The following is a 23,251-nucleotide window of genomic DNA, read 5'->3' on the forward strand; positions in this document are numbered from 1 at the left end:
GCTTTTCATCTGGCTGACGGGCCGGTTTGTAAGCCGTTGTGCCGTGTCAGTGGAGGCGCAGTATAGGGATTTTCTGGAAGCTGACAAGCGTTTATTGCAAACAAATTACCAAGCGTCTTTTTTTTCGCCAAAACCACTGAAAAAGTAATGTAGCACGGGATATTTGCTGTTTTAAGCATCAGAAAAGGAGACCTGGTGGCATACTACTAATAGAAGCAACGCTACAGGAATTGTATTTATGTCTCTATCAGCTCAACAACTCGCGGCTCAAAAGAACCTTTCCTATGTTCTTGCGGAAAAACTAGCACAACGCATTCTTAAGGGTGAGTACGAAGCTGGCAGCATCTTGCCTGGTGAAATTGAATTGGGTGAGCTCTTCGGTGTTAGTCGCACAGCTGTACGAGAAGCGGTAAAGACATTAACAGCAAAAGGAATGGTTTTACCTCGCCCGCGTATTGGCACGCGCGTTATGCCTCGCAGCCATTGGAACTTCCTGGATAAGGAACTGCTGACCTGGTGGATGACTGAGGAAAACTTTAATGACGTGGTGGAGTACTTCCTTGTTATGCGCAATAGCCTGGAACCTCAAGCCTGTGCGATGGCCGCTATAAACGGCACTCAAGAGCAGAGAGCATTTCTTAATGAGAAGATGTCGGAGATGGTAAAGCTGAAAGGCGCATTTGACCGGCAACGTTGGATAGAAGTCGATATGGCTTACCACGAACAAATCTATGCAATGAGTGGTAACCCTTTCCTTTGTTCTTTCGCTAACTTATTCCGTTCTATTTATTACAATTACTTTACCGCGATAACCAATAACGAAGTTATTAAGCTCGATTTGCATCAGGCAATCGTTGATGCCATTACCTTGGGTGACAGCCAGGCCGCATTAATCGCGGGCCAGGCATTGTTAAAAGAACCTTTCGCCCACGGGTAAGTGGTCGCACATTTCCTGGATGCGTTAAAACATCAGGATAAAAATGACCAAAACTGCTCGTAGTATGGCTGGGTTACCGTGGATTGCGGCGATGGCTTTCTTTATGCAGGCACTGGATGCCACGATTCTGAACACTGCGTTACCCGCAATTGCCAAAAGTCTTGGGCACTCACCGCTGGCAATGCAATCCGCGATTATCAGTTACACCCTTACCGTTGCTATGTTGATCCCGGTCAGCGGCTGGCTCGCCGACCGCTTTGGCACTCGTCGCGTGTTTATGATCGCAGTATCCCTCTTTACTCTCGGCTCGTTTGCTTGCGCGATGTCAGACTCACTAACCCAATTGGTTGTGTTTCGAGTAATACAAGGGATTGGTGGTGCGATGATGATGCCGGTTGCCCGCCTGGCATTATTACGCGCCTATCCACGCAGTGAGTTATTACCGGTTTTAAACTTCGTCACCATGCCAGGACTTGTTGGCCCAATCTTAGGCCCGCTTCTTGGCGGTGTTTTGGTTACATGGGCGAGCTGGCACTGGATTTTCCTCATTAATATACCTATTGGCATTCTCGGGCTTATCTACGCTCGCAAATACATGCCGAACTTTACGACTCCGCGCCGTAGCTTTGATATGACGGGTTTTCTTTTATTTGGTTTAAGCCTGGTGCTTATCTCAAGCGGGATGGAGTTGTTCGGCGAGCGTATCGTTGCCAGCTATATAGGCATCTTGACTATTCTCGGCGGCCTCCTTCTTCTGGCAACTTATATTTGGCATGCGCGCAGACACCCGACGCCTCTTATCGCCCTCCCTATGTTTCGCACACGAACCTTCTCTATAGGGATTGTGGGGAATCTTGCCTCACGACTCGGAACCGGTTGTGTTCCCTTCCTTATGCCTTTAATGCTGCAGGTCGGTTTTGGTTATTCCGCGTTGATCGCCGGGTGCATGATGGCACCGACAGCGATGGGCTCACTGCTGGCGAAATCAACCGTCACACAAATATTGCGCCGTCTGGGCTATAGAAAAACGTTGGTCGGTGTCACGCTGGTTATCGGCTTGCTGATTGGACAATTCTCATTGCAATCACCGGGTATGGAAGTATGGCTACTGATATTACCGTTGTTTATTCTGGGAATGGCGATGTCCACGCAATTCACAGCGATGAACACCATTACGCTTGCCGACCTCACCGATGAAAATGCCAGCAGCGGTAACAGCGTATTGGCCGTGACACAGCAGCTTTCTATCAGTCTTGGTGTTGCGATGAGTGCTGCGGTACTTCGTCTATATGAGGGTATCGAAAGTATTAATACCGTCGAGCAGTTCCATTATACGTTCCTGACGATGGGCGCAGTAACGTTGGTTTCAGCTTTGGTCTTCTTGCTGTTGCACCCTAAAGATGGGCGCAACATGATTAAACGCTAGACCGAGCCACGCACCACCAACTCTGGTGTCAGAAACAGGCGCTGTTGATCCAATGTGGGTTGTGCCATTCGATGTATCAATACATCAACGGCCAACTCACCCAGTTCATCTTTAGGCTGGTGAATAGTGGTAAGCGGTGGCGTCATATAGCGCGCGAGTTCGATATCGTCATAACCCACCACGGCCATATCTTGCGGGACTTTCAATTCTGCCTGATACAACGCCTGATAGGCGCCTACAGCCATTGCATCATTACCGGTAAATACAGCATGCGGTGGTTGTTCCAGTGCAAGAAGTGAATTCATGGCAGTGAATCCGCCCTGAAACTCAAAGTCGCCAATGATTTCATAACCTTTATGAATAAGCAGCCCTGCACGGTTCATTGCGTTTCTATAACCTTCGAGGCGCAATCGAGCGGGTGTTTTATCCTGTGGGCCAGCAATGCAGGCGATACGGGTATATCCATTATCAATAAGATACTGCGTGGCAGTCTCGCCCCCCAGTAACGAATTATCCTGAATGACGTCGCTTTCGCCTTCAAAAGGTGCCCAGTCCATCATGACTGTTGGAATAGAAGGATAGCGGCTCATAATGGCTGGCGAAGGAAGATGGGTTTCGGTACACAACAACAAAAGTCCGTCGACGCGCTTTTGCAGCAACGTCTCCAGATTGCGATTCATACGTTGCTCATCGCCTTCGGTATTACACAGCACCAAGCTATAACCACGTTCAAAACAGCTTCGTTCAACGCCTCGCACCAATTCCGAATAAAACGGGTTACTACTGGCGGTGATTAACATTCCAATAGTATGCGTTTGATTGAGCTTGAGGCTGCGGGCCAGTGCGGAGGGGGCATAGTTAAGCGTTTTGATTGCCGCATCGACCTTTGCCCGAACGGTATCACTCACGAAACGGTCATTATTAATGACGTGCGATACAGTAGAAGTCGAAACTCCTGCCATTTTCGCGACATCTTTCATGGTGGCCATGATTATCCTTGCTGTTGCAAAAACTCGTCAATTTCATGACGCCACGGCACGGAAGGCTGTGCACCTTTACGAGTCACGGCAATAGCGGCAGCAGCATGCGCAAAGCGAACCGCATCGGCCATAGGTTTATCTTCTAGTAATGCTGTGACCAACGCACCATTAAAAGTATCACCAGCGGCGATGGTATCCACAGCTTTTACCTTAAAGCCAGGCACGCGCTGCCCTTTACCATTTTCACTCAGCCAAACACCACGGCTACCCAGAGTAATAATGACGGTTGCAATCCCTTTCGCGTGAAGTGCTTGAGCCGCAACTGCCGCATCGGCGTCATTTTCGACCCGCACGCCAGTCAGTTTTTCCGCTTCGGTTTCATTTGGGGTGATCATATCCACCAGCCCGAGCAGTTCGTCGGATAGCTCACAAGCAGGTGCAGGATTGAGCACCACTTTGGTTTTGTTCTGATGGGCTATTTTTGCTGCGGCCAGCACACTTTCCAGCGGTGACTCTAGCTGCATTAAAAGCGCAGATGCCTGTGCGATTTTTTGATTCTGCTCCGCCACAAGCGCGGGCGTTAATGCTCCGTTCGCACCGGCATGAATACCAATAACGTTTTCCCCAGCACTATTAACAAAGATCAGCGCAACGCCAGTTGAAGCATCTTTGATAGTACTGATTGGAGATGTGTCGATTTTGTCGCTGATTAACTGCTTGCAGACGCGGCTGCCGGTATCGTCGTCGCCCACGCAGGCAATAAAGGCAATGTCTGCGCCGCTGCGTCCGGCAGCTACTGCCTGGTTCGCACCTTTCCCGCCAAAAGCCACCTGATACTCTTGCCCGGTTACCGTTTCACCCGGTGTTGGAAAGTGTTCGAGGTTAAGGATATGGTCAGCATTAATGCTACCAAGGACGACGAGATTACCTTTAGTTTTCATTTTTATCAGTCCAGTTAAGTGCGCCACTCCAGAGCCAGAGTGGCGCGTTGCCCTGCTTTTCTATTATTGGCTTATTTTGTAACCAGCTTCAGGTCAACCGGGATCTTGGAGTCGACTTTCTCGCCTTTCAATACTTTGTCGGCCGTTTCTACACCGATAACACCGATTTGGTCAGCCATTTGGGCAACTGTCGCGCCCAACTTGCCATTCTCTACGGCTTTCACACCATCAGCGGTGCCATCGAAGCCAACGACCAGAACGTCAGATTTACCGGCAGTTTGCAGCGCACGCAGTGCACCCAATGCCATTTCGTCGTTCTGAGCAAATACAGCCTGCACGTCAGGATGTGCAGTCAGCAGGTTCTGCATGACGTTCAAACCTTTAGTTCGGTCGAAGTCAGCTGGCTGGCTGGCCAAAACGGTAAATTTGTGTGCAGCAGTTGCTTGTTTGAAACCTTCACCACGTTCACGGGCCGCAGACGCACCAGCAATACCCTGCAATTCGATAACTTTCGCGCCTTCACCCAGTTTCTTAGCAATGAAGTCACCCGCCATTTTCCCACCAGCTACGTTATCAGACGCGATGTGGCTGACCACCGTCCCCTGATTTGCCATACGGTCGAGCGTAATCACAGGGATTTTAGCCTGGTTCGCCATTTTCACCGCATTGCCCACGGCATCGGAATCAGTTGGGTTGATAAGCATCAACTTGGTGCCACGAACCGTCAGATCCTGCACGTTTGCCAGCTCTTTCGCTGGGTTATTTTGCGAATCCAGAACAATCAGGTTGTAGCCCAGTTTGTCTGCTTCTTTTTGTGCACCGTCTTTTAGTGAAACAAAGAACGGATTATTCAGCGTGGAAACGACCAACGCGATAGTATCTTTAGCCATCGCGTTGGCGCTGACCGTGGCGCTCAGTGCAACAACGGAAACCAGAGTAGCCAGTTTTTTCATATTCATAGTCAGATGTCCTGTAGGGTTATGATTGTTACTGCTTTTTGTTGTCCACCAGCACCGCCAGTAAAATAACCACTGCTTTGACGATCATCTGGTAATAAGAAGAAACACCTAATAAATTCAGCCCGTTGTTCAGGAAGCCGAGGATCAGCGCACCGATCAGCGTCCCGATAATCCGCCCTTTCCCGCCCGCAAGGCTTGTACCGCCAAGCACTACTGCGGCGATGGCATCCAGCTCATAGCCAGTACCTGCTGTCGGTTGTGCAGAAGAAAGGCGCGCCACTTCGATGATCCCGGCCAAAGACGCCAGCAGACCGCAAAGTGAGTAAACGATAATTTTGACTTTATTGACGCTGATACCTGAAAGACGTGTCGCCGATTCGTTACCACCCAGCGCATAAATATAACGACCCAGACGCGTGTGATGCAGCATGTACCACGCGGCCAGGAATACAACGCCCATAATCCACACAGGTGTTGGGATCCCCAGCGGACGGCCAATACCAAACCAGCCAAATACATCGGCGTTATCAGAAAACCCTGTGTTTACCGGGCTGCCGTTGGTATACACCATCGTCACACCGCGAAGCAGAAGCATCATAACCAGAGTGGCAATAAATGCCTGCACTCGCCCTTTCGCGACAATTACACCAGTCACGGCCCCGATTGCAGCACCCAGCGCCAGAGCCCCAGCTACTGCCACCAACGCATTCACTTCTAAACCAACAATCGAAGCGGCCACCGCTCCGGTCAACGCTAACAATGACCCGACGGACAGGTCGATCCCGGAAGTCAAAATGACCAACGTCATACCGACCGCCATAATGGCGTTCACAGAGGTTTGTTGCAGGATGTTAAACAGGTTATTAACGGTGAAAAAGCTCGGGCTAAGGCTCGACACAATCGCAATCAGCACCAGCAGAGCGATAAGTGATTTTTGATCTAACAGCCACGCTTTAGTGAACCAGCGACGGGTAGGAATAGACTGGGTACTCATTTTACAGACTCCTGATTCACGCGATTTAGCTTGCCGACGGCCGCCGCCATTAAGATTTCTTGGGTGGCTTCTTCACGGGTAAATTCCCCGCCGAGATGCCCTTCGTGCATCACCATAATTCGATCGCTCATACCGAGGACTTCCGGCATTTCAGACGAAACAAGGATGATGCTCAACCCATCGGCTTTGAACTGATTGATTAATTGATAAATCTCTTTCTTCGCCCCAACGTCCACGCCGCGAGTAGGTTCATCAAGAATCAGCACTTTTGGACGTGTCATCAGGCCACGGGCAATCGCCACTTTTTGCTGGTTACCACCAGAAAGCAGACCAATTGGCTGTTCCATTGACGGAGTCTTAACATTGAACAAACGGATAAAGTCCTGAACCGCCTGCTGCTCATCTTTGTGTTTCAGGCTGCCAGCTTTATGGCTGAAATAGCGTAGGGCGGTCAGAGACATGTTCTCTTTTACCGACATGCCAAGCACCAGCCCATCGCGCTTACGGTCTTCAGATATATAAACGATACCGTTTGCCAGACCATCTTGCGGCGAACGCGTCACCACTTCACGGCCATCCAGAGCAACATAACCGCCAGTACGCGGCAATGCGCCATAAAGCACTTTCATTAATTCGGTGCGACCAGCGCCCATCAAACCCGCAACACCGAGAATTTCACCTTTACGCAAAGTGAAGCTGACGTCATGTACGCCAGGACCTGAAAGGTTGTCGACACGCAGGCGAGTTTCACCAGGTTCTTTATCCAGACGAGGATATTGATCTTCGAGTTTGCGCCCGACCATCATTTCAATCAGCGAATCTTCTGTCAGCGTCACGACTTCACGCTCGGCAATAAACTGCCCATCGCGGAACACGGTTACGTCATCGCAAATCTCGAAGATCTCTTTCATACGGTGGGAAATATAAACAATGCCGCGCCCCTGAGCTTTCAGCTCGCGGATAACACGGAATAAAGAGTCTGTTTCAGTATCAGTCAGCGCATCGGTAGGTTCATCCATGACGATGACTTTCGACTCGAAGCTCAGAACCTTTGCGATTTCGACCATCTGTTGATCGCCAATCGACAAATCGCCCACCAGCCGTTGGCTGTTAAAGCGCAAATTCAGCTTTGCTAGTAATTTATCAGCCTCGGCATACATCGTTTTCCAGTCGATTTTGCCAAAGCGGTTTACGAATTCACGGCCAAGGAAGATGTTTTCCGCAATGCTAAGCTGCGGAATCAGGTTGAGTTCCTGGTGAATGATACCGATCCCCGCTTCCTGTGAGGATTTAGGGCCATTGAAAGTCGTTTCTTTGCCAAGCCATAACAGCGAACCCGCATCACGTTGATAAATGCCGGTCAGCACTTTCATCATGGTGGATTTTCCCGCACCGTTTTCGCCCACCAGCGCCATCACGCGGCCTGGGTAAACATTCAGCGCAGCGCCAGAAAGGGCTTTTACGCCAGGGAACGATTTATCAATCCCTTTTAATTGCAGTAACGTTTCCATGCCGGCCTCAGAAGGTCACGCCAGCACAGAGAATGATATTCGCATACGGGGAACACTCCCCGCTGCGAATAACCGCCTGACTATCGGCGGTGTGTTGCTTGAACTGCTCGTGACTGATGTAACGAATAGAAATGGTGTTTCCCTGGTGTTGTTGCAGTTGCTCGATGTAGCTGAGCAACGTTTCGTGGAGTTGGGGATTATGTTGTTTAATTTCCGAAGCTAAGATCACGGCTTCAACCTGCATCTCTTGTGTTACGACTTCAACGACCTGCATAAAACCCGGTACGCCGTGAGTCAGAGCCAAATCAATACGCGGTGTGTTGCGTGGAATGGGCAACCCAGCATCGGCAATCACCAGTGTGTCGGTGTGGCCAAGACGGGATATAACGGACGAGATATCAGCGTTGAGAACTGTGCCTTTCTTCATTTTCTTACTCCACTAGCGAAACGTTTCGCTGAGATAAAGTGTAGGAAATGTTGTGGTGGTAAAACAACCAGCGAGTTACAGAAGTGTGATCAGCATCGAAACGTTTCGCTGTTCTGGTTCAAAACGGAGAAATGAGAGCGCGTACATCTGGCAGATGAAAAAATGCCCCTTCGACTGAAGAGGCATTGGTGTTAAATCTCGACTTGCGTTCCTAACTCGATAACCCTGTTTGGCGGAATTTCGAATTGGTCAGGCGCGCGTAAGGCGTTGCGTTGCAGAGCCAGGAATAGCTTGCCACGCAACCGCAAATACCACGGCCGTTTGCCGATGATAAGCGACTCGTGCGACATAAAGAACGATGTCTCCATCATTCGACAGCTAAGCCCTTCCAGACCGCATCGGTGGAACACCTCTTCGACGTTTGGTGTTTCACGCCAGCCGTAGCTTGCTACCACACGCCAGAAGGTTGGCGAAAGCTGTTCAATAGTCACACGCTTAACATTATGAACGTATGGCGCATCTTCGGTTCGCAGCGTCAGCAGCACCACGCGCTCATGCAACACTTTGTTGTGCTTAAGGTTGTGCAGCATCGCAAAAGGAATCACGTTCAGTGCGCGGGACATATAAACCGCTGTTCCTGGGACGCGTACCGGCGGCGATTTTTCCAGCGAGGCAATCATCGCTTCCAGTGAGTTTCCATGCTCATGCATACGGCGCAGCAGGCGGAAACGCTCGCTTTTCCAGGTTGTCATGATGACAAACATCACCAGCGCCAGGCTAAGCGGCAGCCAACCACCGGAGAAGATTTTGACGGCGTTTGCTGAGAATAGTGGAATGTCGATACACAGGAAGCCAATCCCCATCAACACCACACCAATTTTGTTCCAGTGCCAGTTTTTACGCGCAACGGTACAAGAGAGAATAGACGTCAGCACCATGGTGCCGGTCACCGCAATCCCGTAGGCCGCAGCCAGATTACTGGAGTGCTCAAAGCCGATAATCACAATCACCACAGAGATGTAGAGGATCCAGTTAATAGCTGGAACATAAATCTGGCCGGATTCCATTTCCGAAGTGTGGATGATGCGCATTGGCGACAGATAACCCAAACGCACAGCCTGGCGAGTCAGTGAGAACACGCCTGAAATTACCGCCTGAGAAGCGATAACCGTTGCCAGTGTCGCCAGAATCATCAGCGGAATTAGCGCCCAGTCTGGAGCCAACAAGAAGAACGGGTTCTTAATGGCTTCAGGGGTTTTAAGCAACAACGCTCCCTGGCCAAAATAGTTCAGCACCAGTGATGGCAGAACTACTGAGAACCACGCAATACGAATTGGGAACTTACCGAAGTGCCCCATATCCGCATACAACGCTTCGACGCCCGTAATAGAGAGCACCACAGCGCCCAGAGCAAAGAACGAAACTGTTTTGTATTCGAGGAAGAAATGCACCGCCCATGCAGGGTTCAGCGCCTGAAGGACTTCAGGGTTCGCCATGATACTGCGCGCACCTAAAACGGCCAGCACCAGGAACCACAACAGCATGACTGGAGCAAACAGTTTGCCCACCAGGCCGGTCCCGTGTTTCTGAATCATAAACAGCAGAGTCAGTACCGCTATCGACAGCGGAACGATATAGGCATCGAGTTGCGGTGCAGCTATCTCAAGCCCTTCAATGGCCGACATAACCGATATTGCCGGGGTGATGACTACCTCGCCATAGAAGAAGCTGCCGCCGATCAATCCCATGATCACCAGCACCGACGTCATTTTCGCCGACGTATTTCGCCCAGCCAAAGACATTAGCGTCAAAATACCCCCTTCGCCTGCGTTATCCGCACGCATAACAAAGGTCAGATATTTAATAGAGACGACTAAGATCAACAACCAAAAAATCAAAGACAAAAAACCGAATACGGCGTCGCGTTCTACGCCAAACCCAAATTGACCAGACAGACATTCACGAAGGGTATAAAGCGGGCTAGTACCGATATCACCGTATACCACCCCAATTGCAGCCAGCGTTATCGCAGGCAATGATTGTTTATTATCAGCGCTCATAGACTAATCTTTTGTTGGAATCCCGAAAGCGTGTGCTTAGTCCCTTGGCCCACAAAAAGGCGCACAGTATGCACGATAATCAAGTAAATCGTACCCCTAAATACACCAGGCTTAACTTATGTCAGGGAAAAAAGAGCCGCTCATCAAACCATTAACGATAATGTAGATGAACGATATACTCGCGATACTGCTTAGTGATAACCGCGTAAGGATGCAACGCTAATTATGGCTCAATCACATTTATTGGCTGAAAGAATTTCACGACTTAGCCAGGCACTGGAAAAAGGATTGTTTGAACGGCAGCACGCGGTGCGTCTTTGTCTATTGGCAGCGTTGAGCGGCGAAAGTGTTTTCTTGCTTGGCCCGCCGGGTATCGCTAAGAGTTTGATTGCCCGCCGCCTGAAGTTTGCATTCCAGCATGCCCGTGCCTTTGAATACTTGATGACACGCTTCTCCACGCCTGAAGAAGTGTTTGGCCCGTTATCAATTCAGGCCCTAAAAGATGAAGGCCGCTATGAGCGTCTGACCGCCGGTTATCTGCCGGAAGCTGAAATCGTCTTTCTCGATGAAATCTGGAAGGCGGGCCCTGCCATTCTGAACACTCTGCTAACCGCCATAAATGAACGCCGTTTCCGTAACGGAGCCTACGAAGAAAAAATCCCAATGCGTTTGCTGGTGGCAGCCTCCAACGAACTTCCAGAGGCAGACAGCAGCCTGGAAGCGCTGTATGACCGCATGCTGATTCGCCTGTGGCTCGACAAAGTGCAGGACAAAGGCAATTTCCGTTCAATGCTAACCAGTCAGCATGATGAGAACCACAATCCGGTTCCTGAAAATCTGCAAGTCACCGACGATGAATATTTCAAATGGCAGCAGGAAATTGGCACTGTTGCGCTGCCGGATAACGTCTTTGAGCTGATCTTCACGCTACGTCAACAGCTCGAAAACGCTCCAGGCGCACCTTATGTTTCTGACCGCCGCTGGAAGAAAGCCATTCGCCTACTGCAAGCCAGCGCCTTCTTTAATGGCCGCAGTACCGTTGCTCCTATTGATTTGATCCTGCTAAAAGATTGCCTGTGGCATGACAGCGCAGCCATGAATCTGATGCAACACCAGTTGGAAGTATTGATGACCGGACACGCCTGGCAACAACACGCGATACTCAGCAAATTGGGTGCAATTGTTCAGCGTCGAATCCAATTGCAACAACAGCATAGCGACCGTGAAGCTATCACCGTGACCAAACAAGGTGGGATGTTTATCCGTCGCCCGCAATACCAGTTACCAGATTATTTGGCTGGTGAAACGCTAACGTTACTACTCCAGCAGCCGCTGAAACTGCACGATATCGAAGTTATCCACGTATCTATCTCTCGTGAAGCCTGTGCGCAATGGCTAATAAAAGGAGGAGAACTGCGTGGCAAACTCAACGGGATTGGCTTTGCCCAAGTATTGAATATGGAAGTCGATAGCAGCCAACATCTGGTTCTACGTGATATTAGCCTGCAAGGCACGCGCCTGGTTATGCCTGGCAAACAACAGCAAGGGATGCCTGAGGAGATCAAACAGCAATTCGACGATCTGGAATCCACTCTCCACCAGCAGCATGAACTTTTTAACGATCAGCAAAAATGCCTGTTTATCCATAACGAATGGCTAGGGAAGATTGAAGCCAGCCTGCAAGACGTGGCAGAACAAATTAAACAGGCGCGCCATTAATGCTCAGCGTTGAAGCACTCGATGTCATCCTTGCCATTAGCGAGGGTGAATTAATTGAAGGGATAATTATCACACTGCTGACTGCCCCGCAGTTGGCAGTGTTTTTTGAAAAATTCCCGCGCCTAAAAAAAGCTGTGGCGAAAGACATCCCACGCTGGCGAGAGTTACTCAAAGCCCGATTACACGATACTAACGTCCCCCAAGAATTAGCCCGCGAAGTTCTGTGTTATCGGGAAAGCCAACTACTCACCACCAGCCAGTTATCCGCAAAACTTCCTGAAATTTTAGGTCTGCTGAAAAGTGTCGACTCCCCGTTTTATGGACAAGCACAAACGCTGGTGGCTGAAACCCCTCGCCTGACGCCTGCGCAGCAAACGCTGTTTCTGCAACGCTGGCGTCTTAGCCTGGTAGTGCAGACCACATCGCTTAACCAACAATTGCTGGAAGACGAGCGAGATCAACTTTTGGCTGAAGTTCAGCAGCGTCTGGCATTAAGCGGCCAACTTGAACCGGTTCTGGTGGACAGTGATAACGCTGCAGGTCGGTTGTGGGATATGAGCGCGGGCTCGCTTAAACGTGGCGATTACCAGCTTATTGTCCAGTACGGTGATTTTCTTGCCAGTCAGCCTGAATTGTTGAAACTCGCCGAGCAGCTAGGTCGTTCTAAAGAAGCCAAAGCGGTGCCGCGAAAGGACGCCCCCACCGAAACCTGGCGCATGATGGTACGTGAGCCCGCAACGGTGCCAGAGCAAGTCGACGGTCTACAACGTAGCGATGACATTCTGCGTTTGTTACCTCCGGAACTGGCAACGCTTGGCATTAGCGAGCTGGAATTTGAGTTCTATCGTCGGCTGGTGGAAAAACAACTGCTGACTTATCGTCTGCACGGTGATTCCTGGCGCGAGAAAGTCATCGAACGTCCTGTTGTTCATCAGGATTTTGATGAGCAACCTCGTGGGCCGTTTATTGTTTGCGTCGATACGTCAGGTTCCATGGGAGGCTTTAACGAGCAATGCGCCAAAGCCTTCTGCCTGGCCCTGATGCGCGTGGCCCTGGCAGATAACCGCCGCTGCTTCATTATGCTGTTTTCCAGCGAAGTTGTGCGCTACGAGGTCTGTGGTGCGGATGGCATTGAACAAGCGATTCGTTTTCTGAGCCAGCGCTTTCGCGGCGGCACTGATCTCGCCAGCTGTTTTCGGGCAATTGCGGAAAAAATGCAGGGAAGCGAATGGCATGATGCTGATGCAGTGGTGATTTCTGACTTTATTGCCCAGCGCTTACCAGATGAAGTGGTGACTCAGGTGAAGGATCTACAGCGTATCCACCAGCACCGTTTTCATGCTGTTGCCATGTCCGGACATGGCAAACCCGGCATTATGCGCATATTCGATCATATCTGGCGCTTTGATACCGGGATGCGTAGCCGCCTGCTGCGTCGCTGGCGGCGTTAATTCTTACAGCAGTGATTCAACCTTAGTGTGGACTTCAGAAGGCCACACGCCGCACTGAACCTGGCCGATGTGAGGCTGTTGTAGCATCAGCATAACCAAACGAGACTGACCGATACCGCCACCGATAGTTTGCGGCATTTCGCCCTTCAACAGTGACTGGTGCCATTCAAGTTGCAGACGATCTTCATCATTGGTCACAGCCAGCTGGCGTTTTAGTGCTTCGGCATCCACGCGGATCCCCATAGAAGAAAGCTCAAACGCGTCTTCCAGCACCGAGTTCCACACTATAATGTCGCCGTTCAAGCCTTTGAAATCACCTGGGCTGCGAGTTGACCAGTCATCGTAATCTGGTGCACGAACATCATGACGCTTACCATCTGCCAGCTTGCCGCCAATACCAATCAGGAAAACAGCACCCAACTCTTTTGCAATCGCACGTTCGCGACCTTTAGCATCTAAATCCGGGAAACGCTGTTGTAACTCTTCACTGTGAACAAAATGGATCTGTTCCGGTAGAGAAGGTGTCAAACCATATTGCTCGCTAACTGCGGCTTCTGTGGCTTTCATTGCAGCCCAGATGCTTTCAACAGTTTGCTTTAGCGTTCCGAGATGACGCTCTCCCTCACCCATAACGCGCTCCCAATCCCACTGATCAACATACACAGAGTGAATTGGGGTTAGACGGTCTTCATCGGGGCGAAGAGCTTTCATGTGCGTGTAAATCCCTTCGCCCGCGCTGAAGTCGTGCTGACCGAGTGTTTTTCTTTTCCATTTGGCCAGCGAATGCACCACTTCAAACTGCGCATCCGGCAAGGTTTTCACCTTAACCTGCACCGCTTTTTCGCAACCAGACAGATTGTCCTGAGTACCATCTCCCACGCGGCTAAGAATTGGGGCCTGGACTTCCATAAGACCAAGCTTTTCTTCCAACTGACGGGAGAAGTGGGACTTAACAAAACTAATCTGGCGTTGTTTAGCGATGTAGGCAGTTTTCATGGCTTTCTCTTTATTGTGTTGTTTTACTGACGATGATTAAGCAACAAACACGGCATAACATTCAATAATCAACAATAAAAAAGCCTTAGCTGTTTTTAATCGACTAATTTAAGGCTATAAAAGATGAACTATCGTTATTAATCATAGGAAAAAGTGATGGATAATTATCAGATCGACAATCTCGATCGCGGCATTCTCGAAGCATTAATGGCAAATGCACGTACTGCTTATGCTGAACTTGCCAAACAATTTGGCGTAAGCCCCGGCACCATTCACGTTCGCGTAGAGAAGATGAAGCAGGCAGGAATTATTACCGGTGCACGAATAGACATCAGCCCAAAGCAGTTGGGTTACGACGTTTGCTGCTTTATCGGCATCATATTAAAGAGTGCAAAAGACTACCCTTCCGCACTGGCAAAACTCGAAAGCCTGGAAGAAGTCACCGAGGCGTATTACACCACGGGCCACTACAGCATCTTTATTAAGGTGATGTGTCGATCTATCGATGCACTCCAGCAAGTACTTATCAACAAGATCCAAACAATTGATGAAATTCAGTCCACGGAAACACTGATCTCCCTCCAGAACCCGATCATGCGTACAATTAAGCCCTGACGGTTATTTTTAATACCCATATTATCCACAGGTAGATCGCAGGCCTTACACAGCGTACAATGCCCGTCGTTTCGAAAAGTTGGGATCGCAATGACAGACATTACTCTGATTAGCGGCAGTACCCTGGGCAGTGCCGAATATGTGGCTGAACATTTAGCTGAAAAGCTGGATGAAGCGGGTTTTTCTACCCAAACGCTACATGGTCCACAGTTTGAAGAGCTGCAAACCAGCGGAATCTGGCTAATTGTCTCCTCGACACATGGTGCTGGGGATCTTCCAGACAACCTGCAACCGTTGTTTGATGCAATAGATGAACAACGTCCGGATCTAAGTGCTCTTCATTATGGTGCTGTCGGGATTGGTAGTCGTGAATACGACACTTTTTGCGGTGCAATTGAGAAACTGGACACCCTTCTGACGGAATGTGGCGCTAAAAGAGTGGGCTCTTTATTGAAAGTGAACATCCTTGATCACGATATTCCTGAAGATCCAGCCGAGGTTTGGGTCGGATCATGGAAGAATTTACTCCAAGATTTGTAAAGATCTCACTTTTATCTGTGTATAAGTATGCTTAAAAGCTTGGGTTAAGCAGTGTTTATCCCCATAACAACTCCTGTACACTTTTTGAGTTGTGCATAAGTACCGCTTTTGATCCCAGCTTATACGTTGTGGGATCACCGTTCATTCACAGCTAACGATCCTTCTTAATCAATTGATCTCTTTACCATAAAAGCGGTTATCCACAGAACATGCCGATCCTAATAAGAGATCATAATAAAGAGATCTTTAAATAAAAAAGATCTTCTTTTAATTACCGACGATCCCCATGCTTTCTCGAAAGGCTAAAGTTAAGTAGAATCGCCAACTCTGGGAATCAGTCATCCCCCATTTGCAAAACCGTGAGGCAGTACCATGTTTTATCCAGATCCTTTTGACGTCATCATCATTGGCGGGGGTCATGCAGGCACCGAGGCTGCTATGGCCGCTGCACGGATGGGTCAGCAGACCCTTCTCCTGACACACAATATCGATACGCTGGGACAAATGTCTTGTAACCCTGCTATCGGCGGTATTGGCAAGGGACATCTGGTTAAAGAAGTGGACGCACTGGGCGGTTTGATGGCGAAAGCTATCGATCAGGCAGGTATCCAGTTTAGGATACTAAACGCGAGCAAAGGGCCTGCTGTACGGGCAACTCGTGCTCAGGCTGACCGTGTGCTGTATCGCCAGGCGGTACGTACTGCACTGGAAAACCAGCCAAACCTGATGATCTTCCAACAGGCGGTTGAGGATCTGATTGTCGAGAACGATCGTGTCGTTGGTGCTGTCACACAAATGGGCCTGAAGTTCCGCGCTAAATCCGTGGTACTGACCGTAGGGACTTTCCTGGATGGCAAAATTCATATCGGTCTGGATAACTACAGCGGTGGCCGTGCAGGCGATCCGCCGTCTATTTCGCTTTCGCGTCGCTTGCGTGAACTGCCACTTCGTGTCAGCCGCCTGAAAACAGGCACACCTCCACGTATCGACGCTCGTACCATCAATTTTAGCGTACTTGCCCAACAGCATGGTGATAACCCGACGCCTGTGTTCTCGTTCATGGGGAATGTGAATCAACATCCTACGCAAGTACCGTGTTACATCACGCACACCAACGAAAAAACGCATGACGTGATTCGTAACAACCTCGATCGCAGCCCTATGTACGCAGGCATTATCGAAGGGATTGGCCCACGTTATTGCCCGTCAATTGAAGACAAAGTGATGCGTTTTGCTGACCGTAACCAGCATCAAATTTTCCTTGAGCCTGAAGGGCTAACCAGCAACGAAATTTATCCGAACGGCATCTCCACCAGCTTACCGTTTGATGTTCAAATGCAGATCGTTCGTTCGATGGAAGGCATGGAGAACGCGAAGATCGTGCGTCCGGGCTACGCTATCGAATACGATTTCTTCGATCCTCGTGATCTCAAACCGACACTGGAAAGTAAATATATCCAAGGGCTGTTCTTCGCGGGCCAAATTAACGGCACCACCGGTTACGAAGAAGCTGCAGCACAAGGCCTGTTGGCAGGTCTAAACGCAGCGCGTTTCTCTGCTGAGAAAGAGGGTTGGGCTCCACGCCGTGATCAAGCTTATCTGGGCGTGCTGGTTGATGATCTTTGTACTCTCGGTACCAAAGAACCGTACCGCATGTTCACCTCTCGCGCTGAATATCGCCTGATGCTGCGTGAAGACAACGCCGATTTGCGTTTAACCGCTGCAGGCCGTGAAATGGGCCTGGTGGATGATGAACGTTGGGCGCGTTTCAACGAAAAACTCGAAAGCATTGAGCGCGAACGTCAGCGTTTGAAAGACATCTGGCTGCATCCACACTCTGAAAGTGTTGAGGAAGTGAATGCGAAACTGAGTGCGCCACTTTCGCGTGAAGCAAACGGCGAAGATCTGCTGCGTCGGCCAGAAATGACCTATGCTGAGATGATGCAATTGTCCGTATTCGCGCCAGGACTTGAAGATCCACAATCTGCGGAGCAGGTAGAAATTCAGGTCAAATACGAAGGCTATATCGCGCGTCAGCAAGAAGAGATTGAAAAACAGCAACGTAACGAAAATACGTTGTTGCCAGCAACGCTAGATTATCAACAAGTTAGTGGTCTTTCTAATGAAGTGATCGCTAAGCTTAACGATCATAAACCAGTCTCAATTGGGCAAGCATCGCGTATTTCAGGGGTTACCCCTGCGGCGATTTCCATTCTGTTAGTCTGGTTAAAAAAACAAGGCCTGCTACGTCGTAGTGCCTGATTCACATATTTTCAGGGCCAGGAATTCCTGGCCCGTTTTTTTGATGGGTATTGATTGCCGTGCTTAACAAACTGAATCGCCTGCTGGAAAGCGCGGGCATTACGCTGCCGGAAAACCAGAAACAGCAGCTGGTGGGATATATTGAACTGCTCCATAAGTGGAACAAAGCGTATAACCTGACCTCTGTGCGTCGTCCCGAGGAAATGTTGGTGCGCCATATCCTCGACAGTATTGTCGTGGAGCCGCATTTGCAGGGGTCGCGTTTTATCGATGTTGGTACCGGACCTGGATTACCGGGCATTCCGTTGGCGATTGTTCGTCCTGACTCTCATTTCACGTTACTGGATAGCTTAGGTAAGCGTGTTCGCTTCCTGCGGCAGGTTCAACATGAGCTTCACCTTGAAAACATCACGCCGGTTCAGAGTCGTGTGGAAGAGTTCCCGGCAGAACCGCCTTTTGATGGTGTGATCAGCCGTGCTTTTGCTTCTCTTACCGACATGGTTACCTGGTGTAAGCACTTGCCAGCTGAGAATGGCCGCTTCTATGCACTCAAGGGTTTACGCCCGGATGATGAAATAGCAGTGTTGCCTGCGAGCTTTAGTGTTGAAGAAGTGATTCGTTTACAGGTGCCTGAGCTTGATGGTGAACGCCATTTGGTGATGATTAAGACAAACAAAAATTAATATTTATCAAAAAAAGGCGAAAAAGGATTGTTTCTTTAACGTTAAAAATACAACCGGAAAACACTGACACTTCTGGTTACATTTAACGTAAATTTAACTTTTAATCACAGTAATGTTAACGCCAAGAGCATTATTGTTTTTGAAAGTAGTCAACTATGAAAATATAACCCTGCTAAATATTATGCAGAAATCAGACTGATATGGTTGTTAAAATATTAATAAAAATGTCAATGAAATGTTTTAATGGTGTTTCGAGTTATTTTAAAAAGAGTAGACAGTAATCAGCTTATTTATCAGACATCTGTGTTTCGCACTTTATGAGACAGACAAATTCATAATGGCTATGAGATGTTTGATTTGTGATCTAGTGCACGCTTTATTATGCGGCTATTTCGGTTGTTGACGCTTTTTAGGAAAATAACCCGTATTCAGCAAAAGTTGAAAAATAAGTGCGCAGGAAAATATTTAAACATTTGTTCACCTTTTTGCTACTTATTGTTTGAAATCACGGGGGCGCACCGTATAATTTGCTCGCTTTTTGAGGCTTGACTCAAAGTCGTAAAGGCAGTTTTATACCAGCGCGACATACCCCGAAGGGAGCAGGAGTTAGGATACGCCATGTCTATGTCGCTATTGAGTAGAAACGTTGCTCGTAAGCTTCTGTTCCTTCAGCTACTTGCACTGATAGCAATTGGATTGCTGTTTTGCCTCAAAGACCTCACATGGGGTGCTTCTGCTTTTGGCGGAGGCTTGGCAGCCTGGTTGCCAAATGCAATATTTATGAATTTCGCCTGGCGTCACCAGGTGCACACACCGTCAAAAGGCCGCATGGCCTGGACCTTCGCTATTGGCGAAGTGTTGAAGGTGATTGCGAGCTTTACCATACTGGTGGTGGCGTTGGCTGGTTTTAAGGCGGTCTTGTTGCCGCTTATTGTGACGTGGGTTTCGGTGCTGGTTGTGCAGATACTCGCACCAGCTGTAATTAACAACAAAGGGTAAGAGGCATCATGTCTGCAGGAGAAATCTCTACACCGCAGGAGTATATAGGCCACCATCTGAATAACCTTCAGCTGGACCTGCGTACTTTCTCGCTGGTGGATCCGCATAACCCCCCGGCCACCTTCTGGACGCTCAATATTGACTCCATGTTTTTCTCAGTGGTCTTGGGTCTCTTGTTCCTGGTTCTGTTCCGTAAAGTAGCAAAAACGGCTACCAGTGGTGTACCAGGTAAATTCCAGACAGCAGTTGAGTTGGTAATCGGCTTTGTTAATGACAGTGTCAAAGACATGTACCATGGCAAAAGCAAGGTCATTGCTCCGCTTGCCCTGACAGTGTTTGTCTGGGTATTACTGATGAACATGATGGACTTGTTGCCAATCGATTTCCTGCCGTTTATCGGCGAACACATCTTTGGCTTGCCAGCCCTGCGTGTGGTGCCGTCTGCGGACGTGAACATCACGCTATCTATGGCGCTTGGCGTGTTTATCCTGATTCTTTTCTACAGCATCAAAATGAAAGGCATTGGCGGCTTCACGAAAGAGCTGACGCTGCAGCCGTTCAATCACTGGGCATTTATTCCGTTCAACTTAATCCTTGAAGGGGTAAGCCTGCTATCCAAGCCTATATCACTTGGTCTGCGACTGTTCGGCAACATGTATGCCGGTGAATTGATTTTCATTCTGATTGCTGGTCTGTTGCCGTGGTGGTCACAGTGGATTCTGAGTGTGCCTTGGGCCATTTTCCACATCCTGATCATTACGCTGCAAGCCTTCATTTTCATGGTTCTGACGATTGTCTATCTGTCGATGGCATCTGAAGAGCATTGATTTTACTTACCACTACTGCGTTTTAACTGAAACAAACTGGAGACTGTCATGGAAAACCTGAATATGGATCTGCTGTACATGGCTGCCGCGATTATGATGGGCCTTGCGGCAATCGGTGCGGCGATCGGTATCGGCATCCTCGGTGGAAAATTCCTGGAAGGCGCAGCGCGTCAACCTGATCTGATTCCTCTGCTGCGTACTCAGTTCTTTATCGTTATGGGTCTGGTGGATGCTATCCCGATGATCGCTGTTGGTCTGGGTCTGTACGTGATGTTCGCCGTCGCGTAGTAAGCATTGCTGAATATCTTTAGCAATATCAGAACGTTAACTAACAAAGAGGCATTGTGCTGTGAATCTTAACGCAACAATCCTCGGCCAGGCCATCGCGTTTGTCCTGTTTGTTCTGTTCTGTATGAAGTACGTATGGCCGCCATTAATGGCAGCCATCGAGAAACGTCAAAAAGAAATTGCTGACGGTCTCGCTTCTGCAGAACGTGCACATAAGGACCTTGACCTTGCACAGGCCAACGCGACCGACCAGCTGAAAAAAGCTAAAGTCGAAGCTCAAGTGATCATTGAACAGGCAAACAAACGCCGTGCTCAGATCCTTGACGAAGCGAAGACAGAGGCAGAGCAGGAACGTGACAAAATCGTTGCACAGGCTCAGGCAGAAATCGACGCAGAGCGTAAACGCGCTCGTGAAGAACTGCGTAAGCAAGTGGCTCTGCTGGCTATTGCTGGTGCCGAGAAGATCATTGAACGTTCCGTGGATGAAGCTGCTAACAGCGACATCGTTGATAAACTGGTCGCTGAACTGTAAGGAGGGAGGGGCTGATGTCTGAATTTGTAACTGTAGCTCGCCCCTACGCCAAAGCAGCTTTTGACTTTGCCGTCGAACACCAAAGCATTGATAACTGGCAGTCCATGCTAGCTTTCGCCGCCGAGGTGTCTAAAAACGAACAAATGGTAGAGCTTCTTTCTGGTGCTTTAGCTCCGGAAACGCTCTCTCAGTCGTTTATCTCTATTTGTGGTGACCAGTTAGACGCCAACGGCCAGAACCTGATTAAGGTGATGGCTGAAAACGGTCGTTTGAGGGTTCTTCCTGATGTACTTGAGCAATTCGTTCAACTGCGTGCAGCCCGCGAGGCTACAGTTGAAGTCGAAGTGACTTCTGCTAGCGCGTTAAACGAAGCCCAGCTTTCGAAAATCAGCGCCGCGATGGAAAAACGTCTGTCACGCAAAGTTAAGCTGAATTGCAAAATCGATAAGTCTGTAATGGCAGGTGTCATTATCCGTGCGGGTGATATGGTCATTGATGGCAGCGTACGCGGCCGTCTGGATCGCCTGACAGACGTCTTGCAGTCTTAAGGGGACTGGAGCATGCAACTGAATTCCACCGAAATCAGCGAACTGATCAAGCAGCGCATTGCTCAGTTCAGTGTTGTGAGTGAAGCTCACAACGAAGGTACAATTGTTTCTGTAAGTGACGGTATCATCCGCGTACATGGCCTGGCCGATGTAATGCAGGGTGAGATGATTTCCCTGCCGGGAAACCGTTACGCCATTGCACTGAACCTCGAGCGCGACTCTGTAGGTGCAGTAGTAATGGGTCCGTACGCTGACCTTGCCGAAGGCATGAAAGTTAAGTGTACTGGCCGTATTCTTGAAGTACCAGTTGGCCGTGGCCTGCTGGGTCGTGTGGTGAACACCTTGGGTGCACCCGTCGACGGTAAAGGTCCTCTGGACCATGACGGCTTCTCAGCTGTTGAAGCGATCGCACCAGGCGTTATCGAACGCCAATCCGTAGACCAACCTGTGCAGACAGGCTATAAGTCCGTTGATGCCATGATCCCAATCGGTCGTGGCCAGCGTGAACTGGTCATCGGTGACCGTCAGACAGGTAAAACTGCTCTGGCGATTGATGCCATCATCAACCAGCGTGATTCCGGCATCAAATGTATCTATGTGGCTATCGGCCAGAAAGCGTCCACCATTTCTAACGTGGTTCGTAAACTGGAAGAGCACGGCGCACTGGCAAACACCATCGTTGTTGTTGCAACTGCATCAGAATCTGCTGCACTGCAATACTTGGCACCGTACTCCGGTTGCGCAATGGGTGAATACTTCCGTGACCGCGGCGAAGACGCACTGATCGTTTATGATGACCTGTCTAAACAGGCTGTTGCTTACCGTCAGATTTCCCTGCTGCTTCGTCGTCCACCAGGTCGTGAAGCTTATCCAGGCGACGTTTTCTATCTTCACTCCCGTTTGCTGGAACGTGCTGCGCGTGTAAACGCCGACTACGTTGAAGCATTCACTAAAGGTGAAGTGAAAGGTCAAACCGGTTCCCTGACAGCTCTGCCGATTATCGAAACTCAAGCTGGTGATGTTTCCGCGTTTGTTCCGACCAACGTAATTTCTATTACCGATGGTCAGATCTTCCTGGAATCCAACCTGTTTAACGCCGGTATTCGTCCTGCGGTTAACCCGGGTATCTCCGTATCTCGTGTTGGTGGTGCAGCTCAGACCAAGATCATGAAAAAACTGTCCGGTGGTATTCGTACCGCTCTGGCACAGTATCGTGAACTGGCTGCGTTCTCTCAGTTTGCATCTGACCTTGACGATGCGACCCGTAAGCAATTGAGCCACGGTCAGAAAGTGACCGAGCTTCTGAAACAGAAACAGTATGCGCCGATGTCTGTTGCGCAGCAGTCTCTGGTTCTGTTCGCTGCTGAACGTGGTTACCTCGAAGATGTGGAACTGGCTAAAATCGGTAGCTTCGAAGCCGCTCTGCTGGCTTATGTTGACCGTGACCATGCTCCACTGATGCAAGAAATCAACCAATCTGGTGGCTATAACGATGAAATCGAAGGCAAGCTGAAAGGCATCCTCGATTCCTTCATAGCAACTCAGTCCTGGTAAAG

Annotated in this window: 22 protein-coding genes; 14 read left to right on the forward strand and 8 right to left on the reverse strand. The window is 49.4% G+C overall.

Translation table 11 applies throughout. The annotated features are described in order from the left end of the window. The first annotated feature begins 238 nt into the window (after window positions 1–238). Both FH968_RS06600 and mdtD read left to right on the forward strand, forming a co-directional pair. Entirely contained in the window at window positions 239–937 is a 699-nt protein-coding gene (locus tag FH968_RS06600; protein WP_139878353.1) for a FadR/GntR family transcriptional regulator, read from the forward strand. A gap of 43 nt (window positions 938–980) precedes the next feature. Then, entirely contained in the window at window positions 981–2,363 is a 1,383-nt protein-coding gene (gene mdtD / locus FH968_RS06605; RefSeq protein WP_139878354.1) for a multidrug transporter subunit MdtD, read from the forward strand. On the opposite strand, the gene rbsR is transcribed toward mdtD, so the two are convergent. From rbsR to kup, 7 genes are all read right to left on the reverse strand, one after another. Then, window positions 2,360–3,352 carry a ribose operon transcriptional repressor RbsR gene (gene rbsR, locus FH968_RS06610; protein ID WP_139878355.1) on the reverse strand — a complete coding sequence of 331 codons (993 nt, stop codon included), beginning with the start codon at window positions 3,350–3,352 and terminating at the stop codon, window positions 2,360–2,362. The two genes, mdtD and rbsR, sit on opposite strands and share 4 nt — an antisense overlap. 2 nt (window positions 3,353–3,354) lie before the next feature. Further along, window positions 3,355–4,284, reverse strand: coding sequence for a ribokinase (rbsK, locus tag FH968_RS06615; RefSeq protein ID WP_139878356.1), 930 nt, complete (start codon window positions 4,282–4,284; stop codon window positions 3,355–3,357). A 71-nt stretch (window positions 4,285–4,355) separates the two neighbouring features. Beyond that, window positions 4,356–5,243: a ribose ABC transporter substrate-binding protein RbsB gene (gene rbsB / locus FH968_RS06620; RefSeq protein WP_139878357.1), complete on the reverse strand. Its 888-nt coding sequence runs from the start codon at window positions 5,241–5,243 to the stop codon at window positions 4,356–4,358. 28 nt (window positions 5,244–5,271) lie between these two features. After that, window positions 5,272–6,237, reverse strand: a complete 966-nt coding sequence (gene rbsC / locus FH968_RS06625; protein WP_139878358.1) for a ribose ABC transporter permease — start codon at window positions 6,235–6,237, stop codon at window positions 5,272–5,274. Further along, complete coding sequence (rbsA, locus tag FH968_RS06630) at window positions 6,234–7,748, reverse strand: ribose ABC transporter ATP-binding protein RbsA (RefSeq protein WP_139878359.1); 1,515 nt, start codon at window positions 7,746–7,748, stop codon at window positions 6,234–6,236. The genes rbsC and rbsA overlap by 4 nt, the downstream gene beginning before the upstream one ends. 7 nt (window positions 7,749–7,755) lie before the next feature. Beyond that, on the reverse strand, window positions 7,756–8,175 hold the full coding sequence (gene rbsD / locus FH968_RS06635; protein WP_139878360.1) for a D-ribose pyranase: 420 nt from the start codon (window positions 8,173–8,175) through the stop codon (window positions 7,756–7,758). Between the two features lie 191 nt (window positions 8,176–8,366). Further along, window positions 8,367–10,235, reverse strand: coding sequence for a low affinity potassium transporter Kup (gene kup, locus FH968_RS06640; protein WP_139878361.1), 1,869 nt, complete (start codon window positions 10,233–10,235; stop codon window positions 8,367–8,369). Between the two features lie 225 nt (window positions 10,236–10,460). Between kup and ravA the strand changes: the two genes are divergently transcribed. Together ravA and viaA are read left to right on the forward strand one after the other, a co-directional pair. After that, window positions 10,461–11,954, forward strand: a complete 1,494-nt coding sequence (gene ravA, locus FH968_RS06645; RefSeq protein WP_139878362.1) for an ATPase RavA — start codon at window positions 10,461–10,463, stop codon at window positions 11,952–11,954. Next, the gene (gene viaA / locus FH968_RS06650; protein ID WP_139878363.1) at window positions 11,954–13,405 is read left to right on the forward strand and encodes an ATPase RavA stimulator ViaA; all 1,452 of its coding nucleotides are present in this window, start codon (window positions 11,954–11,956) and stop codon (window positions 13,403–13,405) included. Before ravA ends, viaA begins: the two co-directional genes overlap by 1 nt. Window positions 13,406–13,408: 3 nt before the next feature. Here viaA and asnA read toward each other — a convergent pair whose 3' ends face one another. After that, entirely contained in the window at window positions 13,409–14,401 is a 993-nt protein-coding gene (gene asnA, locus FH968_RS06655; RefSeq protein ID WP_139878364.1) for an aspartate--ammonia ligase, read from the reverse strand. A gap of 156 nt (window positions 14,402–14,557) precedes the next feature. Here asnA and asnC point away from each other — a divergent pair, with 156 nt between their 5' ends. The 10 genes from asnC (at window position 14,558) to atpA (ending at window position 23,249) form a co-directional block, all read left to right on the forward strand. Further along, the gene (gene asnC, locus FH968_RS06660; RefSeq protein ID WP_124025046.1) at window positions 14,558–15,016 is read left to right on the forward strand and encodes a transcriptional regulator AsnC; all 459 of its coding nucleotides are present in this window, start codon (window positions 14,558–14,560) and stop codon (window positions 15,014–15,016) included. A 90-nt stretch (window positions 15,017–15,106) separates the two neighbouring features. Further along, the gene (gene mioC / locus FH968_RS06665; RefSeq protein ID WP_139878365.1) at window positions 15,107–15,556 is read left to right on the forward strand and encodes an FMN-binding protein MioC; all 450 of its coding nucleotides are present in this window, start codon (window positions 15,107–15,109) and stop codon (window positions 15,554–15,556) included. 372 nt (window positions 15,557–15,928) lie between these two features. Then, on the forward strand, window positions 15,929–17,818 hold the full coding sequence (gene mnmG, locus FH968_RS06670) for a tRNA uridine-5-carboxymethylaminomethyl(34) synthesis enzyme MnmG (RefSeq protein WP_139878366.1): 1,890 nt from the start codon (window positions 15,929–15,931) through the stop codon (window positions 17,816–17,818). Between the two features lie 59 nt (window positions 17,819–17,877). Further along, window positions 17,878–18,501 carry a 16S rRNA (guanine(527)-N(7))-methyltransferase RsmG gene (gene rsmG, locus FH968_RS06675; protein ID WP_139878367.1) on the forward strand — a complete coding sequence of 208 codons (624 nt, stop codon included), beginning with the start codon at window positions 17,878–17,880 and terminating at the stop codon, window positions 18,499–18,501. Window positions 18,502–19,119: 618 nt separating this feature from the next. Next, window positions 19,120–19,500 (forward strand): F0F1 ATP synthase subunit I, encoded by a 381-nt coding sequence (gene atpI, locus FH968_RS06680; RefSeq protein WP_139878368.1) that lies wholly within the window; start codon window positions 19,120–19,122, stop codon window positions 19,498–19,500. An 8-nt stretch (window positions 19,501–19,508) separates the two neighbouring features. Further along, the gene (gene atpB, locus FH968_RS06685; RefSeq protein WP_139878369.1) at window positions 19,509–20,327 is read left to right on the forward strand and encodes a F0F1 ATP synthase subunit A; all 819 of its coding nucleotides are present in this window, start codon (window positions 19,509–19,511) and stop codon (window positions 20,325–20,327) included. A gap of 48 nt (window positions 20,328–20,375) precedes the next feature. Beyond that, window positions 20,376–20,615 carry a F0F1 ATP synthase subunit C gene (atpE, locus tag FH968_RS06690; protein WP_004393045.1) on the forward strand — a complete coding sequence of 80 codons (240 nt, stop codon included), beginning with the start codon at window positions 20,376–20,378 and terminating at the stop codon, window positions 20,613–20,615. Window positions 20,616–20,676: 61 nt separating this feature from the next. Further along, on the forward strand, window positions 20,677–21,147 hold the full coding sequence (gene atpF, locus FH968_RS06695; RefSeq protein ID WP_139878370.1) for a F0F1 ATP synthase subunit B: 471 nt from the start codon (window positions 20,677–20,679) through the stop codon (window positions 21,145–21,147). Window positions 21,148–21,161: 14 nt separating this feature from the next. After that, the gene (gene atpH, locus FH968_RS06700; protein ID WP_139878371.1) at window positions 21,162–21,695 is read left to right on the forward strand and encodes a F0F1 ATP synthase subunit delta; all 534 of its coding nucleotides are present in this window, start codon (window positions 21,162–21,164) and stop codon (window positions 21,693–21,695) included. A gap of 12 nt (window positions 21,696–21,707) precedes the next feature. Then, window positions 21,708–23,249 (forward strand): F0F1 ATP synthase subunit alpha, encoded by a 1,542-nt coding sequence (gene atpA, locus FH968_RS06705; RefSeq protein WP_139878372.1) that lies wholly within the window; start codon window positions 21,708–21,710, stop codon window positions 23,247–23,249. Window positions 23,250–23,251: the final 2 nt, after the last annotated feature.

It is taken from the genome of Buttiauxella sp. B2, assembly GCF_006376615.1.
In the GTDB taxonomy this organism is placed as follows: Bacteria; Pseudomonadota; Gammaproteobacteria; order Enterobacterales; family Enterobacteriaceae; genus Buttiauxella.

What these genes read in the sequence shown, in the direction of transcription:
- FH968_RS06600 (WP_139878353.1), top strand. Translation starts at nt 239, where the DNA reads ATGTCTCTATCAGCTCAACAACTCGCGGCTCAAAAGAACCTTTCCTAT.
- mdtD (WP_139878354.1), top strand. Translation starts at nt 981, where the DNA reads ATGACCAAAACTGCTCGTAGTATGGCTGGGTTACCGTGGATTGCGGCG.
- rbsR (WP_139878355.1), bottom strand. Translation starts at nt 3,352, where the DNA reads ATGGCCACCATGAAAGATGTCGCGAAAATGGCAGGAGTTTCGACTTCT.
- rbsK (WP_139878356.1), bottom strand. Translation starts at nt 4,284, where the DNA reads ATGAAAACTAAAGGTAATCTCGTCGTCCTTGGTAGCATTAATGCTGAC.
- rbsB (WP_139878357.1), bottom strand. Translation starts at nt 5,243, where the DNA reads ATGAATATGAAAAAACTGGCTACTCTGGTTTCCGTTGTTGCACTGAGC.
- rbsC (WP_139878358.1), bottom strand. Translation starts at nt 6,237, where the DNA reads ATGAGTACCCAGTCTATTCCTACCCGTCGCTGGTTCACTAAAGCGTGG.
- rbsA (WP_139878359.1), bottom strand. Translation starts at nt 7,748, where the DNA reads ATGGAAACGTTACTGCAATTAAAAGGGATTGATAAATCGTTCCCTGGC.
- rbsD (WP_139878360.1), bottom strand. Translation starts at nt 8,175, where the DNA reads ATGAAGAAAGGCACAGTTCTCAACGCTGATATCTCGTCCGTTATATCC.
- kup (WP_139878361.1), bottom strand. Translation starts at nt 10,235, where the DNA reads ATGAGCGCTGATAATAAACAATCATTGCCTGCGATAACGCTGGCTGCA.
- ravA (WP_139878362.1), top strand. Translation starts at nt 10,461, where the DNA reads ATGGCTCAATCACATTTATTGGCTGAAAGAATTTCACGACTTAGCCAG.
- viaA (WP_139878363.1), top strand. Translation starts at nt 11,954, where the DNA reads ATGCTCAGCGTTGAAGCACTCGATGTCATCCTTGCCATTAGCGAGGGT.
- asnA (WP_139878364.1), bottom strand. Translation starts at nt 14,401, where the DNA reads ATGAAAACTGCCTACATCGCTAAACAACGCCAGATTAGTTTTGTTAAG.
- asnC (WP_124025046.1), top strand. Translation starts at nt 14,558, where the DNA reads ATGGATAATTATCAGATCGACAATCTCGATCGCGGCATTCTCGAAGCA.
- mioC (WP_139878365.1), top strand. Translation starts at nt 15,107, where the DNA reads ATGACAGACATTACTCTGATTAGCGGCAGTACCCTGGGCAGTGCCGAA.
- mnmG (WP_139878366.1), top strand. Translation starts at nt 15,929, where the DNA reads ATGTTTTATCCAGATCCTTTTGACGTCATCATCATTGGCGGGGGTCAT.
- atpI (WP_139878368.1), top strand. Translation starts at nt 19,120, where the DNA reads ATGTCTATGTCGCTATTGAGTAGAAACGTTGCTCGTAAGCTTCTGTTC.
- atpB (WP_139878369.1), top strand. Translation starts at nt 19,509, where the DNA reads ATGTCTGCAGGAGAAATCTCTACACCGCAGGAGTATATAGGCCACCAT.
- atpE (WP_004393045.1), top strand. Translation starts at nt 20,376, where the DNA reads ATGGAAAACCTGAATATGGATCTGCTGTACATGGCTGCCGCGATTATG.
- atpH (WP_139878371.1), top strand. Translation starts at nt 21,162, where the DNA reads ATGTCTGAATTTGTAACTGTAGCTCGCCCCTACGCCAAAGCAGCTTTT.
- atpA (WP_139878372.1), top strand. Translation starts at nt 21,708, where the DNA reads ATGCAACTGAATTCCACCGAAATCAGCGAACTGATCAAGCAGCGCATT.